This window comes from Streptomyces monashensis (assembly GCF_001866665.1).
In the GTDB taxonomy this organism is placed as follows: Bacteria; Actinomycetota; Actinomycetes; order Streptomycetales; family Streptomycetaceae; genus Streptomyces; species Streptomyces monashensis.
Window position 1 is genome coordinate 68,049 of the sequence record NZ_MLYO01000023.1, and the last position, 18,559, is coordinate 86,607.

The following is an 18,559-nucleotide window of genomic DNA, read 5'->3' on the forward strand; positions in this document are numbered from 1 at the left end:
CTTCCCCTAGCCGAGCTCTTTGTCCAGCAGCGAGAGCAGCTCTCCCGCCGAGGCCGAACTGATCTGGTCGACGAGGCCGGCCGGTGCTCCGGCGCCCGTCATCGAACGGACTCGGCCCTGCAGTTCGCCGAGCAGAGTGGAAATGGTGGCCCGGTCGTCTTCGGCCAGCTCACGGAACGCGCCGTCGAGCCGGGCGCCGAGTCCTTCGATCTCCTTGACCAGGCGCTCGGCCGAGGACCCCGCCCCGGCGGCGGAGCCGGGGGCGACGCGCGCGGTCAGGAACCGTGCGAGGGCGCTCGGGTTCGGATGGTCGAACACGAGCGTGGCGGGCAGCTTCAGTCCGGTCACCGCCGCCAGCCTGTTCCGCAGCTCCAGTGCCGTGAGCGAGTCGATGCCGAGCTTCCTGAAGGTCTCGGCGGGACCGATCCGCCGGGTGTCGGCGTGGCCGAGGACGAGCGCGGTCTGCGCGCGTACGGCGTCGAGCAGCGCCGCCTCCGCCTCGGCCGGCGGCAGCTCGCTCAGCCGCCGGGCGAGTCCGGCGTCGGCGGGCTCCCGGTTCCCCGGGCCGACGGGTCCGGCGAGCTCTCCGGTCAGTCCGCGCAGCAGCGGCGAGGCCGCGTCCGGCGCCGAGAGGTGCAGTCGTGCGGGCACCAGGACCGGTTCGTCCCGTGCGAGGGCCGCGTCGAAGAGCGCGAGCCCGTCACGCGACGACATCGGCAGCACGCCCTGCCGTTGCAGCCGTACGACGTCCGCGTCGCCGAGGTCGGCGACCATCTCACTGCGTTCGGTCCACAGGCCCCAGCACAGCGAGGCGGCCGGCCGTCCCGCGGCCCGGCGGGCTTCGGCGAGGCCGTTGAGGAAGGCGTTGGCCGCCGCGTAGTTGGCCTGCCCCGCCGTCCCGAGCACGCTCGCGACCGAGGAGAACAGCACGAACGCGGACAGGTCCAGATGGCCGGTCAGCTCGTGCAGGTGCCAGGCACCGCGCACCTTCGGCGCGAGGACCGCGTCGACGCGGTCCTCGGTCAGCGCCTCGACGATCCCGTCGTCGAGCGCGCCCGCGCAGTGGATCACCGCTGTCAGCGGGTGCTCGGACGGGACCGTGGCGATCAGCTCGGCGACGGACGCACGGCTGGTGACATCGCAGGCCACGACGTCGACCTCGGCCCCTGCCCCGGTCAGCTCCTCGCGCAGCGCCGCCGCTGCGGGGGCCGCCGGCCCGCGCCTGCCGGCCAGCACCAGCCGGCGCGCTCCGTGCCGGGCCACGAGGTGCCGGGCCAGCGTCGCTCCCAGGCCCCCGGTGCCTCCCGTGATCAGCACCGTGCCCGATCCGAGAGCGGGCGCCGGCGTCGCCGGTTCGGGGGTCTCCCGCGCGGCGGACGTGTCGTGGGCGCGGGCGAGCCGGGGGGTGGTGACGGTGCCGGCGCGGATCTTGAGCTGGGCTTCCCCGGTTGCGGCCGCGGCGGGCAGCCAGGCCAGGGACGCGGGCCGGCCGTCGGTGTCCACGAGCGTGAACCGGCCCGGGTTCTCGGTCTGCGCGCTGCGGACGAACCCCCAGACCGCGGCCGCCGCGGGGTCGGGGTGGGGCACCTGGTCGTCGTGGATCGCGGCCCGCGTCACGATGACCAGGCGGGAGTCGGCGAACCGGTCGTCGCGGAGCCAGTCCCGCGTCCACCGCAGCACACGGTGGACGGCGCGTTCGACGACGGCGGGGGTGTCGGCGCCGTCACCGCCGTCCGGGTTCGGCGGATCGACGGCGGCGATGACGACGGGGGGTATCTCCCCGCCGGAGGCGGCGAGTTCCTCGAGATCGGCGTGGACCGATCCGCCCTGCGCGGGGGGCGTGGCGACCGCGCCGGGCACGCCCAGCACGGCGTACCGGCCGGTGACGGGAGCGGCGGGGACCGGGCGGGCGGCCCAGTCCACCCGGAACAGCGCGTCGCGGTGGTCGAAACCCAACTCGGTCAGCTTCTCGGCGTCAACGGGCCGCAGGCTCAGCGACGCGATGCCGCCGACAGGTGTGCCGTGCCGGTCCGCGAGGGTCAGGGACAGCGTGTTCTCCCCCGCGGGGGCGAGCCGGACGCGCAGCGCGGTCGGCTCGGCGCGGTGCACGCGAAGGCCCGTGCACCGCAACGGCAGCCAGCCCTCGGGCCGGGAGGTGTCGACGACGGGTCCCAGGCCGATGGGGAGCAACGCCGCGTGGAGCAGCGCCGGGTGGATCCGGAACCCACCCCGGTCCGCGCCGTCGAGGGCGGGCAGCTCCACCTCCGCGAACAGGGTGTCGTCCCGGCGCCACACCTCCTTCAGACCACGGAAGAGGGGCCCGTGGCCGAACCCGAGGGCGGACAGCCTGGCGTACTCGTCCTCGAAGGGCACCCCGACCGCGCCCGCGGGCGGCCATGAGGCGAGACCTTCCTCCGCGGGGGTTCCCGCTGCGCCGGTCCCGACGACCCCGACGGCGTTCCGCGTCCACGCGGACGCGCCCTCGCCCCGTGAGTGGACGCTGATCACCCGCTTGCCGTCGATCACGACACGGATCTCGCGATCGGCCGCCCGGGACAGCACCAGCGGTGCCTCCAGGGTGAGTTCGTCGACGACGTCGCATCCCACCTGGTGCGCCGCCCATGCGGCGATCTCCAGCAGCACCGTAGCGGGCACCAGGGCGGCGCCGTGGACCGTGTGGCCGGCGAGCCACGGGTGGCGTTCCAGGGACCAGCGCCCGCTGCCCGCCCACGCGCCGTGCTCCATGGCGTCGGGGTCCTCGGGCAGGTCGATCACGGCATCGAGCAGCGGGTGGTCCGAGGTGCTCCGGGTGGTGGTCTCGTCGGGCGCGTTCAGCCAGTAGCGCTGCCGTTGGAAGGCGTAGGTGGGCAACTCGACCCACGGGCCGTGCCGGTCCGGCAGCGCCGCCTCCCAGGACACGGCGGCGCCCGCCACGAAGAGCTCGGCCGCCGACCGGTGCAGCCGCGCGAGCCCGCCCTCGCCGCGCCGCAGCGTGCCCACGACGGTGGCCTCGGCACCGGCGCCGTCCAGGGTCTGTGCCACACCGACGGTCAGCACCGGGTGGGCCGACGCCTCGACGAAGCACCGGAAGCCCTGCTCGGCCAGTGCCCGGGTCGCCTCCTCGAAGCGGACCGTCCGGCGCAGGTTGGTGTACCAGTACTCGGCGTCCAGCCCCGTCGTGTCCAGCCAGTCCGCCGTCACCGTCGAGAAGAACGGCACCTTTGCCGGGCGCGGTTCAAGTCCCGTGAGAACACGGGTCAGTTCGTCGTGGACGGCAGCCACGTGCGCGCAGTGGGAGGCGTAGTCGACCGGGATGCGGCGAGCCCGTACCTCGTCCGCCTCGCAGGCGGCGAGCAGCGCGTCCAGCTCGGCGGCGTCGCCGGACACCACCACGGACGCGGGTCCGTTGACGGCCGCGACCGACAGCCCGTCGGTCAGCCGCGCCCGTACGTCCGCCTCCGGCAGCGCCACCGACACCATGCCGCCGCGTCCCGACAGCGCCAGGATCACCTTGGACCGCAGGGCGACCACGCGCGCGGCGTCCTCGACCGACAGGGCACCCGCGACGCACGCGGCGGCGATCTCGCCCTGCGAGTGGCCCACGACGGCCTCGGGCTCGATCCCGTACGAGCGCCAGACCTCGGCCAGCGACACCATCACGGCCCACAGCACGGGCTGTACGACATCGACCCGCTCCAGCGCCTCGGCGTCATCGAGCACGTCGAAGAGGGACCAGTCCACGTGGGGCGCGAGGGCGTCGGCGCACTCCCGCATCCGCCGCGCGAACACCGGGGAGGACGCGCTCAGTTCCTGGCCCATCCCGGCCCACTGCGATCCCTGGCCGGGGAACACGAACACCGTCCTGCCCAGGGGCTTCGCGACTGCGGACACCCCGGCGGCGGGAGCACTGTCGTCGCCCGCGGCGACGGCGGCGAGGCCGGCGAGCAGTTCGTCGCGGTCGGCGCCGATGACCACCTGGCGGTGCTCGAACAGCGCGCGCGTCGTCAGCAGCGCCCGCCCCACGCCCGCGACCGGCAGGTCCGCGTCCGCGGCCACGCGGTCGCGCAGCCGCAGCGCCTGCTCGCGCAGTGCCTGCTCCGAGCGTGCCGAGAGCACCCACGGCACCGGCGTCCCGGCGCCGTCCGGGACAGCGCGGGCGGTGTCGGGCGCCGCCTCCTCCCCGGGAGCCTCCTCCAGGATCAGGTGCGCGTTGGTGCCGCTGATGCCGAAGGCCGAGACGCCGGCCCGCCGGGGCCGCCCCGGCGTCCCGGTCCACTCCCTGGCCTCGGTCAGCAGCTCCACCGCCCCCGCCGACCAGTCCACATGCGTCGACGGACGGTCCACGTGCAGCGTCCGCGGCAGCACCCCGTGCCGCATCGCCATGATCATCTTGATCATCCCGCCGACACCCGCCGCCGCCTGCGCATGACCGATGTTCGACTTCAACGACCCCAGCCACAACGGCCTGCCCGGCTCCCGCTCCTGCCCATAGGTGGCCAGCAACGCCTCCACCTCGATGGGATCACCCAGCCTGGTACCGGTCCCGTGCCCCTCCACCACGTCCACCTCGCCCGCCCGCAGCCCGGCATCGGCCAGGGCGGCCCGGATGACGCGTCGCTGCGCCAGTTCGTTGGGCGCGGTCAGGCCGTTGGAGGCCCCGTCCTGGTTGACCGCCGAGCCCCGGACCACCGCCCAGATCCGCCGCCCGTGCCGCCGCGCGTCCGAGAGCCGCTCCAGCACCAGCACACCGGCGCCCTCGGAGAACCCGGTGCCGTCCGCCGCGTCCGCGAACGCCTTGCACCGGCCGTCGACCGACAGCCCCCGCTGCCTGCCGAGGTCCACGAGCAGCCCCGGGGTCGACAGCGTCGACACCCCGCCGGCCAGCGCCAGCGTGCACTCCCCGGCACGCAGGGACCGCATGGCCTGGTGGACGGCGACGAGGGACGACGAGCAGGCGGTGTCGGTGGACACGGCCGGGCCCTGCAGACCCAGGACGTACGCCACCCGGCCCGAGGCCACGCTGGTGTACGTCCCGGTGCTCGCGAACCCCTCCACCTCGCCGGCCGCCGCGCCGCCCGTGCGCGGGCCGTAGTCGACGGCGTAGAGACCGGTGAAGACCCCGGTCGCCGAACCCCGCAGGGTCTGCGGGTCGATGCCCGCCCGCTCCAGCGCCTCCCACGACGTCTCCAGCATCAACCGCTGCTGCGGATCCATCGCCAGCGCCTCGCGCGGGCTGATCCCGAAGAACTCGGCGTCGAAGTCGGCGAGTTGGTGCAGGAATCCACCTGAGCGCGTGTACGTCGCCCCGGGTGCCTCGGGATCCGGGTCGTACAGCGCCTCCAGGTCCCACCCGCGGTCGCGCGGGAAGTCGCCGATCGCGTCCACCGCGTCGGACACGACTGCCCAGAGCCCCTCGGGGGACGTCACCCCACCCGGGAAGCGACATCCCACGCCCACGACCGCGATGGGCTCGCGAGCGGACTCCTCCAGCTCGCGCACGCGCTCGCGCAGTTCCTGCGCGTCGCCGACGGCACGTCGCAAGTAGGACCGGAGCTTGTCGACATCCTCCACCAGGGCCTCCCCCAACGGTTGCTCAGAAGAAACGGGTGCGGCTACACGTATCCGCGGTCGATCAAGGCGTACAGATCGTCATCGCTGCGGCTTTCCGGGGCCGGTCCGTCCGCCGTGCGCGGCTCGTCGGGCGTCGTCGGCTCGAGGAGCGAGAAGAGATGGCGGGCGAGCCGCTGCGGGGTCGGGTAGGTGAAGGCGACGGTGGCCGGGAGCCGCACGCCGGCCGCCGCGGTGAGCCGGTTGCGCAACCCCACCGCCGTCGGGGAGTCGAAACCGAGGTCCTTGAAGGTCTCGATCGACCTCGCCACGAGATCGGGGCCCGTCAGGTCCGCGTCCCGCACGCTCAGCAGCACCGCCGTCTCGGCGCACACGAGGTCGAGGACCGCCGATTCCGAGTCCAGGCGCGCGGTCCGGGTGCCCGGGCCCGCCTCGCTCGTGTGCCCGGTGGGGCCGGGGTCCGTCATGGCGGTGTCATCCGGTGCCGTCAGCCAGTACCGCCGCCGCTGGAACGCGTAGGTCGGCAGGGCGATACGGCGCGGCCGGTGCGCGGCGAACACCGCCCGCCAGTCCACCGGCACACCCCGTACGTGCAGTTCGGCCAGCGACGCCAGGACCTCGCCCGCGCTGCCGTCGTCCCGGTGCAGGGTGCTCACCACCACGGGCGCATTCGCGAGCGCGTCCGCGGTCTCCTCCATCGCCACCCGGAGCACGGGATGCGGACTGACTTCCACGAACACGCCGCCGCGCTCGCGCATCAGGGTTTCGACGACCTCGCCGAAACGCACCGTCGAGCGCAGGTTGTCGTACCAGTACGAGCCGCCGAGCAGCCGCGTGTCGAGCGCTCCCCCGGTGACCGTGGAGTGGAACTCCACCGCCGTCCGCCTCGGCGAGACGCCCGCGGCGGCCTCGAGGACCTGGTCACGGATGCGTTCGACCTGGTGGGAGTGGGACGCGTACGCGACGTCGAGCCGGCGCACCCGGACACCGTCACGGGCCGCGAGCGCGGCGAACTCGTCCAGTGGTTCCGGGTCCCCGGAGATCACCACGGACGCCGGCCCGTTGACCGTGGCCACACAGAGCCGCCCGGACCACTGTTCCAGCCGGTCCTCGACCCATGCGCGGGGCGCGGCCACCGCGGTCATCCCGCCCAGGCCGGCCAGTTCGGTCAGGGCCCGGCTGCGCAGGGCGACGATCCGCGCCGCGTCCCGGAGGGACAGCGCGCCCGACACGCACGCCGCGGCGATCTCTCCCTGCGAGTGCCCCACCACCGCGTCGGGGACCACACCCAGCGACCGCCACAGCCGTGCCAGGGACACCATCATCGCGAACAGCGCCGGCTGGACCACGGCGTCCCCGTCCGCCGGCGACGGCGCCGCCTGCGCGCCGGTCACCAGGTCCGCCAACGACCAGTCCAGCCAGGGCTCCAGAGCCCGCCCGCACGCGTCGATCGCGCGGGCGAAGACCTCCGACTCCGCGTACAGCCGCCTGCCCATGCCCAGCCACTGCGACCCCTGGCCGGGGAACACGAAGACGACGGGCCCCGCCGGCTCCGTGGCCACCCCGCGCACCGTCCGTGCGGTGTCACCGCCCGCCGCCAGCAGTTCGAGACCGGCCAGCGCCTCCTCGCGGCCGCCGCCCAGCACCACCGCCCGGTGGGCGAACGACGACCGTGTCGACACCAGTGAATGTCCCACGTCGGCCGCCGACAGCGAGGTGTCCGCGGCCACGAGTTCCCGCAACCGCGCCGCCTGCTCCCGCAGGGCGGGCTCCGACCGTGCGGACAGCACCCACGGCACCACTGCGAGGGCGCCCGTCGAGGTCGACTCCTCGTCTCTGGTGCGGAGTTCGGCTCGATCCCGCTCGGGCGCCTGCTCCAGGACCACATGCGCGGTGGTACCGCCCATCCCGACCGCCGACACCCCGGCCCGGAGCGTCCGGCCCGGCGCGCCCGGCCAGGGCCGCGCGGCGGGGAGGACCTCGAAGTCCGCCGGGAAGTCCGGGACGGCGGGGTTCGGGGTGCGGAAGTTCGGCTGGGGGACCAGCCGGGCGCGGTCCAGGCAGAGCGCCGCCTTCACGAGGCCGACGATCCCGGCGGCCGGCTCCAGGTGGCCGACGTTCGCCTTCACCGAGCCGATCGTCAGGGGCCGGCTGCGGCCGGTCTCCCGGAACACCTCGCGCAGACCCGCCAGTTCGGCGGGATCGCCGAGTCGGGTGCCGGTGCCGTGGGCCTCGACGTAGTCGACGTCGTCGAACGCGACATCCGCGCACCGCAGAGCGGCCAGCACCGCCGCCGCCTGCGCGCCGGGACTGGGATCCGGCATCCGGGAGGACGCGCCCGCGCTGGCGACGCCCCAGCCGCGCACCACGGCGTAGATGTGATCGCCGTCGGCGACGGCGAGGTCGAGCCGTTTGAGCAGGACGAACGCCCCGCCCTCACCGCGGACGAAGCCATTGGCCCGCGCGTCGAAGGGGAAACAGGTGCCGTCCGGGGACAGGGCGCCCAGGTTCGCCAGGCCGAGTCCCGCCTCCGGATCGACGATCAGGTGCACACCGCCCGCGAGCGCCGTGTCGACCGCGCCGCTGCGTATCCGTTCGCAGGCCAGCGCCAGCGACACGAGGGACGAGGACTGGCCCGAGTCCGCGCAGAAGCTCATGCCGCGCAGGTCGAGCAGGTGGGAGACGCGGTTCGCGATCAAGGCACCGCTCGAACCGAGCGCGGCGTAGTGGTCCTCCCGGTCGCTGCCGGACAGCTTGCGCAGCAGTTCGTACCCGGAGGGCGCGGCACCGACCACGACGTCGCTCTCGCGGCCGGCGAGCGCGCTCGCCGGCATCCGGGCGTCCTCGACGGCTTCCCAGGCCAGCTCCAGCCCCAGCCGCTGCACGGGGTCCATGGCGGCCGCCTCCGCCGGCGCCGTACCGAAGAACTCGGCGTCGAAGCCGTCGACGGAGTCGAGGAACGAGCCCGCGTTCACCGTGGCGGCGTCCGGGTGGGACGTGCGGTGCGGACCCTCCGCCCGGTGCCCGGGAAAGGTGCCGATGGTCGACTTCCCGTCACGCAACAGGCGCCAGAACTCGTCCGGGTTGTGCACACCGGGGAAGCGGCACGACATCCCGATGACGGCCACACCGGTGGCTGCGTCCCTCATACGAACCCCTTCCGGTTCCCTCGGCACACGGCTCGTGCGGGCTGCACGGCTCTCACCGCCAGCCGGTCAGCAACGTCCGCAGTGCGTCCGGCGCGTCCATGAAGTCGTAGTGGCCGCCGTCGAGGACCCGGAAGTCGACCGAGTCCGCGTAGGCGCGCCACCCCCGCAGATCGACCGGGCGCACGTCGGGGTCGTCCCGCCAGTGCAGTACGACGACGGGGCACGGCACGGCGACCGGCTCCGCCCGCCGGTAGGCCGCCGCCGCGGCGTGGTCGCGCAGCAGCACGGTCAGGCCCAGCTCGACCATGTCCGGGCGCGGCTCGATGCCACGGCCGCGGATGAACGACTCGACCTCGGCGCGCAGTTCGGGCTCGGTCATGGTGAGCATCCGGTCGCGCGCGGCGTCGTGCGGCGCCGGCTGGCCCGACACGAACAGGCGGTCCGGTGCGGGCAGGCCGCGTGCGGCGAGCCGGAGCACGGTCTCGTACGCGGGCAGCGCGCCCGCGCAGTGCGCGAAGAACGCGAACGGCCGGTCGAGCAGCGGTGCCAGGGATTCGACCAGGTCGGCGGCGAGGTTCTCGTAGGTGCCGTAGTGCGGGTGGCCCAGCCGGTTCTCGCGGCCGGGGAACTGCACCGGGCAGACCTCGATGTCGTCGAGCGCGGCCGGCCAGGCGCTGAAGGCCGACGCCCCGGACCCGGAGAAGGGGAAGCAGAAGAGCCGGGCGGGACGGTCCGAGAGCGGCCGGACGAACCACGGCGGCGCGGCGGCGGTGCCGGATGTCATGGCGTCTCTCGTTTCTGGACGACGACGGGGAGGTGGGTCATCCCGGCGATGAAGTACGAGCGCAGGTGCCGCGGTTCGCCGGCGAGCTCGATCGGTCCGCACCGCCGGAGCAGTTCCTCGAAGAAGACACGCAGGGTCAGCCGGGCCAGCGGCGCGCCGATGCAGAAGTGCGGCCCGAACCCGAACGCGACCTGGCGCTTGGCGTTGCTCCGCGTGATGTCGAACGTGTGCGGGTCGGCGAACCGGGCCGCGTCCCGGTTGGCCGACCCGATCCATGCGACGACCGCTGCGCGGGCCGGGATCGTGCCCCCGCCGATCCGGACGTCGTCCACCGCGTACCGCATGAAGTTGCACGCGGCCGACGACCAGCGCAGCCCTTCCTCGACCAGGTTGGGGACCAGCGACGGGTCCGCCTGCGCCTTCTCGAACTGCTCGGGCCGCTCGATGAGCGCGTGCACCGTGCCGGACACGGTGTGCGGTGTCGTCACGTTGGCGCCCAGGAGAATGCTGTAGCCGTCGAGGGCGATCTCCTCGTCGGTCAGCGGCGCGTCTGCCGGGCGGACGCTCATGAGGTGGTCGAGCAGGCTCCCGTCCTCGCCGCCGGCCGCCCGCCGCCGCTTGACCCACTCGGTGACGTAGGTGACGAGCTCGTGGTGGGCGATGGCCAGCGTCGCGGCCTCGCTGCCGTGCTGGAAGTGCGGGTCCGAGGGGGCCGTCACCATCGCGGTCAGCTGCACGAGTTCGGCCCAGTCCCGCTCCGGGATCCCGAGCAGCGGGCCCGTGACCATCGCCGGGAGGAGCAGCGCCCGTTCGGCCAGGTCGAACGTGCCCCCGGCCAGCGCCGGTTCGAGGAAGCGCACGATCGTCCGCCGGATCCGGTCCTCCCAGGGCGCCACCGCCCGCGCGGTGAGCCTCGCGCCGATCGCCCTGCGGACCTGGGTGTGCCGCGGCGGGTCGGTGGACGTCAGCAGCTTGCCCGCCGCGACGTCGTCCTGGCCCAGGTGGGTGCAGACCGTGCCGCGCTCGGAGGTGAACTCCCGGTGGTCGCCGAGCACCCGGCACACGTCCTCGTAGCGGGTCACCGACCAGAGCTCCCGGCCGTCCGGCAGGACTTGGTGGTGCAGGGGCGCCTTCGCCCGCATCACGTCCCAGATCGGGTGCGGATCGCCCGAGGCGTACAGGTCCAGGTCGAACAGGTCGACCCGGTCGAGGTCGACGTCGCGCGCGGCACCCGGCGTCAGCCTCACGCGGCCGCCCTCCCCTGCTCGATGAGCTCGGCGACCCGGGCCGGGGTCTGCGCCAGGTAGAAGTCGCGCACGGACAGCCGGACGCCGTAGTCCTGCGCCACCCGGTCGATGATCTTGATCCCGGTCAGCGAATTCCCGCCGAGCGCGAAGAAGTCGTCATCGACGCCGATCTCGCGGGACTCGAAGTATTCCCCCCACAGCGCGGCGATTTCCTGCCCGAATTCCATTGCCCATCGCTCCTTCCTCCGCAGACCGGGTTCCACGCGCCGTCCCGCCGGCGAGACGGACTCATTGCATGGCCGATTCGAGTGTCGCGTGACCGACCGTCCGCGCCTACCGGGTCGACGGTGTCCGGTGCGCGCCGGCCGGTGGGGTTGAGCGCGTGCCCGGGAGCCCGCATGCTGACGCCGTCGCAGGGCCCGTGCCGGCGGACCGTCCCGCCGGCGGGACACGGAGATCCGACGGGACACGGAGAGTCCGACGGCCGAACGACGTGAGAGACCCAGTGGATCGAGGGGGTACGGACGTGGGACACACCGGCATGGACACCGACGTGGTGATCGCGGGCGCCGGCCCGACGGGCTTGATGCTCGCCTGCGAACTGCGGCTGGCGGGCGTCGACGTGACGGTCGTCGAGAAACTCGCCGAACGGACCGGTGAATCGCGGGCCGGCGGAATACATTCCCGCACCCTGGAGGTGCTGGACCAGCGCGGAATCCTCGACCGTTTCCTGGCGGTCGGCGAACTGCAGCCGGTGGGCCATTTCTCCGGCCTCTATCTGGAATTCGACGAGTCCGAGTCCCGCCACCCCTATCCGCTGATGATTCTGCAGTCCGACATCGAGCGGCTGCTTCAGGAGTGGGCCGCCGAGCTCGGGGTACGGGTGCGCAGGTCGGCCGAGGTGAGCGGGATCCGCCGCGACGCGGCCGGCGTGACGGTCGAGCTGCGGACGGCGCAGGCGCGGCCCGCGACGCTGCGCGCCCCCTGGCTGGTGGGCTGCGACGGCGGACGCAGCACGGTGCGCAAGCTGGCGGGCATCGACTTCCCGGGCACCGAGGCGACGATGACCGCGCTGATCGGCGACGTCGAACTCCCCGATCTGCCCGAGGACTACGTCTGGGTGCGCCGCACCCCGGGCGGCGACTACTCGGCGATCGCCTTCGAGCCGGGCTGGCACCGGGTGATCACGTCCGAGTTCGACCGCGGCGCGGACCGCGAGGAGCCCGTGACCTTCGAGCGGCTGAGGGAGTCGCTGACCAGGGTCGCGGGCACCGACTTCGGCATGCGCAACCCGCGCTGGGTCTCCCGGTTCAACGACGCCGCACGGCAGGCCGCACGGTACCGGGACGGCCGGGTGCTGCTCGCGGGCGACGCGGCGCACATCCATTTCCCGGCCGGCGGGCAGGGTCTGAACATGGGCGTGCAGGACGCGGTCAACCTCGGCTGGAAGCTCGCCGCGGTGGTGCGGGGCCGGGCGCCGGAGAGTCTGCTGGACAGCTACCACGCCGAGCGCCACCCCGTCGGGGAGCGCGTGCTGCACAACACCCGGGCGCAGTCGGCCCTGGTCCGCCCCGGCCCCCAGACGGACGCGCTGCGCGAGGTGTTCGGCTCGCTCATGGTGTTCGACGACGTCAACCGGTATCTGCGCCACATGCTGAACGCACTGGACATCCGGTACCCGGTCGACAGCGACCATGTGCTGGCGGGCCGCCGGGTCCCCGACGCCGGCCTCAAGACGGCCGACGGCGCCACCCGCGTCCACGAGTTGCTGCACGCCGCCCGCCCCGTGCTGCTCGACCTGCGCGGCGGCACCGGGCCGACGGCGGTCGCCAGGGGCTGGGCCGATCGCGTCGACCTCGTCGAGGCGCGTGCCGAGGACGACCACTGGCCCGTCCCGGCCCTCGGCGAGATCCCCGCTCCGGCCGCGCTCCTCGTCCGCCCGGACGGCCATGTCGCCTGGGCGGCGGACGCCGGCGCCGCGCCCGACACCGCCGGGCTCCGCACCGCCCTCACCACCTGGTTCGGCCCGGCCCTGCGGGGCTGATCCGGCACGGGACGGACGAAGACGGCGGCCGTCAGGACCCGGTGGTGGTCCTGACGGCCGCCGTCGTCGTACGGGACGCCGGGCGGTCGGCTCCGAGCGTCGAGGTCACGCCCGCCCGTCGCCGGACCGCCGCGCGGCCGCCTCCCCGTGCCCGGTGCCTCTCTCGCCGGTCAGGGCGAGGACGATGTCGTCGAGGTCCGGTGAGTGCACCGAGAACTCCCGGGCGCCGATCCCGTGTTCGTCGAGCCGGGTCAGCAGGGCCAGCGCCGCCCCGGACTCGGCGTCGCCGGGCACCCGCACCCGCAGGGTCAGCTCCGCGTCGTTGCGCGTGGACCCGGCCAGGACCCGTGCCGCCGCGTCGAGTTCGTAGAGGTCGGCGAACCGGAGCCGGACGTGGGTGCCGGAGATCCGGCGCCTGAGCTCCTCGGGAGTGCCCCGGGCGACCACCCGGCCGCGGCCGAGCACCGCGATCTGGTCGGCGAGCTGGTCCGCCTCCTCCAGGTAGCGGGTGGTCAGGAAGACGGTGGTGCCGTCGGCCACCAGCTCGCGGACGATCCCCCACATCGCGTGCCTGGCACGCGGGTCGAGACCCGTCGTGGGCTCGTCCAGGAAGACGATCCGCGGATCCCCGACGAGTGTCATCGCCAGCTCCAGCCTCCGGCGCACACCGCCGCAGCAGGCCGCCGCCGGCCTGTCCGCCGACTCCACCAGGTCGAAGCGCTCCAGCAGCCGCGCGACCGCCCGGTCACCGCAGGGCACCCGCTTGCGGTCCGCCACCACCCGCAGGTTCTCCCGGCCCGTCAGCAGATCGTCCACCGCGGCCGGCCGACCGGTCGCCCCGACGGCCGCCCGCACCTGCCGGGTCGCCGTCAGCACGTCGTGCCCGGCGACCCGCACCGTGCCGGCATCGGGCCTGGTCAAGGTCGTCAGGACGTCGACCGTCGTCGTCTTGCCCGCTCCCTTCGGGCCGAGCAGGGCGAAGACCGAGCCCTCGGCGACACCGAAGCCGACGCCGTCGAGCACGAGCCGGCCGCCGTACGCCTTGCGCAGCCCGGACACCGAGATCGCTGCCCTTCTCATGCCTGCACCCCCTCTCCGAACCGTCAGCGACCGCGGGCGCACTCCGCTTCGATCACGTCGAGCACCTCCCGGCCCCGGTCGACCAGGTACATGTGGTCGCCGGGGAACTCCGCATAGCTGAACCCGCCGGTGGTCGCGGCCTGCCACTGCCGCGCCTCCTCCGCGGTGACCAGGCCGTCGCGGTCGCCCCGCAGCGAGCAGACGGGCACCGACACCGGTGCGTCGGTGCTCGGTACGTAGCTCTCGTGCATCTCGCAGTCGGCCTGCAGCGCGGGGAGGATCACCTCACGCATCTCCGGGTGGTCGAGGGCCTCGTGCCTGAAGCCCGCGAACTCCTCGACCCTGGCGAGGAACTCGTCGTCCGGGAGCCCCGCCGCCCGGCGCTCGCGCTGGGTCCACGGCCCCGGCGAACCGCTGACGACCAGCCGTTCGACGTCCACGCCGCGCCTGCTGAGCAGGTGCACCAGCTCGTAGGCGAGCACCGCGCCCAGGCTGTGCCCGAACAGCACGGTCCGCGTTCCTTCGCCGAGGTCCGCGACGATGTCGTCGATCGAGCCCTTGGCCGCCTCGACGACATCGCGGTACGGCGTCTGCAGGATCCGCCGCTCCCTGCCGGGCAGTTCGACCGAGGTCACGCGCCACCGGCCGGCGGACAGCTCCCGCCACGGGTGGAAGAACGAGGGACCTGCTCCCGCGAACGGCACGCACAGCAGTACGGTCTCGTTCCCGTGGTCCGCGGACACGCCGGGTACTGTCATCCCGACCAACCCCCATCATCTCTTCGCTTGTCCGGTGGTCACGCCAGCCTGTCGTGGACGACCTCGAAGAACTCGGCCACGGGCGCGGGCATGTGCATCTCGTGATGTGTGGCGCGCATGTCGTGCACCTCGAGCGAACCGAGGACGTACGGCCGCCACAGGTGCGCGTACGACGTGTCCTCGAGCGCCGCGTCGAAATACAGCACATCGCCGCGGTAGACCGGCGATTCGAACTCCGTCATCAGGGCCGTGTTGTTGGCCAGGACCTTCGACATGGTGTCCAGGAATCCCTGCCGGTCGCCCATGCGGATGTACTGGCTGAAGTCGTCCTCGAGCTCCGCCCGGTAGTCCGACGACTCCTTGCCGGCGTGCACCTGCCCGAACCCGTGACCGCCCGGCTGGGCGTCCAGGACGGCCACGAGGGCGACCTCGTGGCCACGCCGGTCGAGGGCGTCCGCCACGGCCTGTACGACGGTACCGCCGTAGGACCAGCCGACCAGGTTGAAGGGCCCTTCCGGCTGGATCCTCAGGATCTGGGTGACGTAGTCGTCGATCATCTCCGCCGCGGAGCCCGCCGGTGTCTCCACGCCGTCGGAGCCGCGGGACTGCAGGGCATAGGCCGGCCGGTCCCGCAGGTGCAGCGCGAAACTGTAGTACGCCCAGCCCAGCCCGCCCCCGCCGTGGACGAACCACACCGGCGCCTTGCCCGTGCCGGGATCGCCGTTCAGCGGCAGCACGACCGCGAACGTGTCGGCGTCGTCGGCGGGCACGCCGCCGGCGAGCATCAGCGCGGCGAGCTCGGCCACCGTGGGGTACTTGATGATCGTCCTGATGGGAATGTCGATGTCGAACTGCTTGCGGATGCGGACGCTGAGCCGGGTGGCCAGGAGCGAGTGCCCGCCGAGCGCGAAGAAGCCGTCGTCGACGCCGACCCGCTCCCGGCCGAGCAGCTCGGCGAAGAGGGCGCACAGCCTCTCCTCGTAGGCGTTGCGCGGCTCCCGGCTGCCCGCGGTGTCCGAGTCCTGCGAGGGCAGTGCGCGCCGGTCGAGCTTTCCGTTCGACGTCAGCGGAATCTCCGCCAGCGAGATCACCGCGGCGGGCACCATGTACTGCGGCAGGCGCTCGCGCAGGTACGCGGAGAGCTCGTCCGCGCCGATCCGGGCGTCGGGCTCGGGCACCACATAGCCCACGATGCGCTGGTCGCCCTCCTGGTAGTCGCGCACCACGACGACGGCCTGCGCCACGCCCGGATGCCCGGCCAGCGTCTGCTCGATCTCCCCCAGTTCGATCCGGAACCCCCGGATCTTCACCTGGGAGTCGTCCCGCCCCACGTACTCCAGTCGGCCGTTCTTGCTCCAGCGGACCAGATCGCCGCTGCGGTACATCCGCTCGCCCGCCGCGCCGAAGGGGCACGCGACGAACCGTCCCGCGGTCAGCTCCGGCCGGCCGTGGTAGCCGCGGGCCAGTCCGTAGCCCGCCACGTACAGCTCGCCGGTCACGCCGACGGGCACCGGCCTGAGGTCGGCGTCCAGGACGTAGGCGGCGAGGCCCGGCACCGCCGGGCCGATCACGCTGGCCCGGCAGCGGGCGGCGGAGTGCTCGTCGAGGTCGACGCGGGTGACGTGCACGGTGGTCTCGGTGATGCCGTACATGTTCACCAGCACCGGCGCTTCACAGGGGTGGCGCGCGTACCAGTCCGCGAGGCGGTTCAGGTCGAGGGCCTCGCCGCCGAACACCACGTACCGCAGGGCCAGTTCCTGGCCGGGGGCCTCGGCGTCGGCCTGGACGAGCTGGTAGAAGGCCGAGGGTGTCTGGTTGAGGACGGTGACGCGTTCGCGGGCGAGGAGTCGCAGGAAGTCGGCCGGGGAACGGGAGACGTCGTAGGGCACGACGACCAGGCGGCCGCCGTGCAGCAGCGGCCCCCACAGCTCCCACACCGAGAAGTCGAAGGCGTAGGAGTGGAAGAGGCTCCACACGTCGTCCGCGCCGAAGGCGAAGTCCTGCGTGGCGGTGAAGAGCCCGACCACGTTGCGGTGCGGGATCAGCACACCCTTGGGGCGGCCGGTCGATCCGGAGGTGTAGATCACGTACGCCGGGTGCTCGGGGCGCAGGGCCGCCGGCCGCTCGGCGTCGGTGAGGTCGGCGGCCGTCTCCCCGGCGAAGGCCTCGGCCCGGTCGAGAAGGACGAGGGGGAGGTCCTCGGGCAGGTCCTGCGCGGCGGCCGTCGCGCCGGTGGTGACCAGCAGGACCGGGCGGGCGTCCTGGACCATGTAGGCGATCCGGTCGGCCGGGGAGTCGGGGTCGATCGGCAGGTAGGCACCGCCCGCCTTGAGCACCCCGAGCAGCGCGACCACCAGCTCGGCCGAGCGTTCCAGGCAGACCGCGACCAGGGACTCGGGTCCCACGCCGCGCGCGACGAGGTGGCGCGCGAGCCGGTTGGCCCGGGCGTTCAGCTCGCCGTACGTGAGCGTGGCGCCGTCGCAGGACACCGCGACCGCGTCCGGCCGGCGCGCCGTCTGCCGCTCGAACAGCTCGACCAGGGTGGCCTCGGGAATGGCGCCGCCGGCGGCGTTCACCTCGGTCAGCAGGTGGCTGCGCTCCTCGGCACCGAGCACGTCGACGTCCCCGACGCGCAGGCCCGGATCGGCGGCCAGCTGCTCCAGCACGCGGACGAGCCGGGCGGCGATCACCTCGGCCGAGTCGCGGTCGAACAACTGGGTCGCGTACTGCAGGTCGCCCCGCAGCGCCCCCGACTCGTCCACGGTGAGGCTGAAGAACAGGTCCACCATGGCGGTCGACGGGATCGCCTGCTCGAAGCGCACGTCGAGCCCGGGGATCCGGAGGTCCGGCTTCCGGTAGCTCTGCCAGGCGAACATCACCTGGAACAGCGGCTGGTAGGACGCGGAGCGTTCGGGATTGATGGCCTCGACCAGCAGATCGAACGGCACGTCCTGGTACTCGTAGGCCGTCAGTGCCTTGTCCCGTACCTGCGCGAGCAGTTCGGTGAAGGACGGGTTGCCGGACAGGTCCGCCCGCAGCACCTGGGTGTTGACGAAGAAGCCGATCAGATCGGCCAGCGCCTCGTCGGTGCGCCCGGCGATCGGACTGCCGATCGTCACGTCGTCCCCGCCGCCGAGCGTGCGCAGCAGCACCGCCAGCGCGGCCTGCAGGACCATCGACATGGTCGCGCCGCGCTCGTCGGCGAGCCTCTGCAGCCCGGCCGCCGTCTCCGCCGGCACGGCGAGGGCGACCGTGTCGCCGTGCGAGTTCGCCTGCGCGGGCCTCGGGCGGTCCGTGGGCAGGCTCAACGGCTGCGGCACCCCGGCCAGTTCCTTGCGCCAGTACTCGATCTGGGCCGCGGCGAGGCTCTCCGGGTCGCTCACCTCTCCGAGCACCTCACGCTGCCACCGCGCGTACTCCTTGTACTGCACGGGCAGCGGTTCCCACTGCGGCGCGCGGCCGTCCCGGCGGGCGGTGTAGGCCTCGATCAGGTCGCGCATCATCGGCGCGCTCGAGCTGCCGTCCGAGGCGATGTGGTGCACGACCACGACCAGGACGTGTTCCTGCGGGGAGCAGCGCAACAGGGTGGCCCGCAGGGGGAGTTCGGCGGCGAGGTCGAAGCGGTGCGCGACGGCCTCCTCGAGCGCGCCGGGCACGTCCTCGGGCGCCACCTCGGCCACCCGCACCCGCGGCTCCGCCTGCCCCGCCGGCAGGATGCGCGAGGTGGGCTCACCGCCGTCGTCCGTCGCGTACGTGGTGCGCAGGATCTCGTGCCGGTCGACCACGTCGCGGATCGCCGCGACGAGGGCGCTCTGGTCCAGGGATCCGGTCAGCCGGAACGCCGCCGATATGTTGTAGGTCGCCGCCCCCCGCTCCAGTTGGTGAAGAAGCCACATACGGCGTTGGGCAAATGACAGCGGGATCATCGC

9 protein-coding genes are annotated in these 18,559 nt (G+C 73.5%); 1 reads left to right on the top strand and 8 read right to left on the bottom strand.

Going from position 1 to position 18,559, the window contains the following annotated elements; all coding sequences use genetic code 11:
- Positions 1 to 6: 6 nt before the first annotated feature.
- The 5 genes from BIV23_RS13470 to BIV23_RS13490 are packed head-to-tail and all read right to left on the bottom strand — an operon-like array spanning position 7 to position 10,975.
- Positions 7 to 5,622, bottom strand: a complete 5,616-nt coding sequence (locus tag BIV23_RS13470; RefSeq protein ID WP_425443485.1) for a type I polyketide synthase — start codon at positions 5,620 to 5,622, stop codon at positions 7 to 9.
- Complete coding sequence (locus BIV23_RS13475; RefSeq protein ID WP_079173126.1) at positions 5,613 to 8,717, bottom strand: type I polyketide synthase; 3,105 nt, start codon at positions 8,715 to 8,717, stop codon at positions 5,613 to 5,615. The genes BIV23_RS13470 and BIV23_RS13475 overlap by 10 nt, the downstream gene beginning before the upstream one ends.
- Positions 8,718 to 8,769: 52 nt before the next feature.
- Positions 8,770 to 9,501 (bottom strand): thioesterase II family protein, encoded by a 732-nt coding sequence (locus BIV23_RS13480; RefSeq protein WP_071381052.1) that lies wholly within the window; start codon positions 9,499 to 9,501, stop codon positions 8,770 to 8,772.
- Positions 9,498 to 10,748, bottom strand: coding sequence for a cytochrome P450 (locus tag BIV23_RS13485; RefSeq protein ID WP_071381053.1), 1,251 nt, complete (start codon positions 10,746 to 10,748; stop codon positions 9,498 to 9,500). Before BIV23_RS13485 ends, BIV23_RS13480 begins: the two co-directional genes overlap by 4 nt.
- Positions 10,745 to 10,975, bottom strand: a complete 231-nt coding sequence (locus BIV23_RS13490) for a phosphopantetheine-binding protein (protein ID WP_079173127.1) — start codon at positions 10,973 to 10,975, stop codon at positions 10,745 to 10,747. The genes BIV23_RS13485 and BIV23_RS13490 overlap by 4 nt, the downstream gene beginning before the upstream one ends.
- A gap of 299 nt (positions 10,976 to 11,274) precedes the next feature.
- Between BIV23_RS13490 and BIV23_RS13495 the strand changes: the two genes are divergently transcribed.
- On the top strand, positions 11,275 to 12,792 hold the full coding sequence (locus tag BIV23_RS13495) for an FAD-dependent monooxygenase (RefSeq protein WP_245790514.1): 1,518 nt from the start codon (positions 11,275 to 11,277) through the stop codon (positions 12,790 to 12,792).
- Between the two features lie 105 nt (positions 12,793 to 12,897).
- On the opposite strand, the gene BIV23_RS13500 is transcribed toward BIV23_RS13495, so the two are convergent.
- The 3 genes from BIV23_RS13500 to BIV23_RS13510 are packed head-to-tail and all read right to left on the bottom strand — an operon-like array spanning position 12,898 to position 18,556.
- Positions 12,898 to 13,872, bottom strand: a complete 975-nt coding sequence (locus BIV23_RS13500; RefSeq protein WP_071381055.1) for an ATP-binding cassette domain-containing protein — start codon at positions 13,870 to 13,872, stop codon at positions 12,898 to 12,900.
- 23 nt (positions 13,873 to 13,895) lie between these two features.
- Entirely contained in the window at positions 13,896 to 14,630 is a 735-nt protein-coding gene (locus tag BIV23_RS13505; protein ID WP_071381056.1) for a thioesterase II family protein, read from the bottom strand.
- Between the two features lie 38 nt (positions 14,631 to 14,668).
- Entirely contained in the window at positions 14,669 to 18,556 is a 3,888-nt protein-coding gene (locus BIV23_RS13510) for a non-ribosomal peptide synthetase (RefSeq protein ID WP_071381057.1), read from the bottom strand.
- Positions 18,557 to 18,559 lie beyond the last annotated feature (3 nt).

Bases quoted from the DNA above. Each gene is read 5' to 3' on its own strand.
- BIV23_RS13475 (WP_079173126.1), bottom strand. From the start codon at position 8,717: ATGAGGGACGCAGCCACCGGTGTGGCCGTCATCGGGATGTCGTGCCGC.
- BIV23_RS13480 (WP_071381052.1), bottom strand. From the start codon at position 9,501: ATGACATCCGGCACCGCCGCCGCGCCGCCGTGGTTCGTCCGGCCGCTC.
- BIV23_RS13490 (WP_079173127.1), bottom strand. From the start codon at position 10,975: ATGGAATTCGGGCAGGAAATCGCCGCGCTGTGGGGGGAATACTTCGAG.
- BIV23_RS13500 (WP_071381055.1), bottom strand. From the start codon at position 13,872: ATGAGAAGGGCAGCGATCTCGGTGTCCGGGCTGCGCAAGGCGTACGGC.
- BIV23_RS13505 (WP_071381056.1), bottom strand. From the start codon at position 14,630: ATGACAGTACCCGGCGTGTCCGCGGACCACGGGAACGAGACCGTACTG.
- BIV23_RS13510 (WP_071381057.1), bottom strand. From the start codon at position 18,556: ATGATCCCGCTGTCATTTGCCCAACGCCGTATGTGGCTTCTTCACCAA.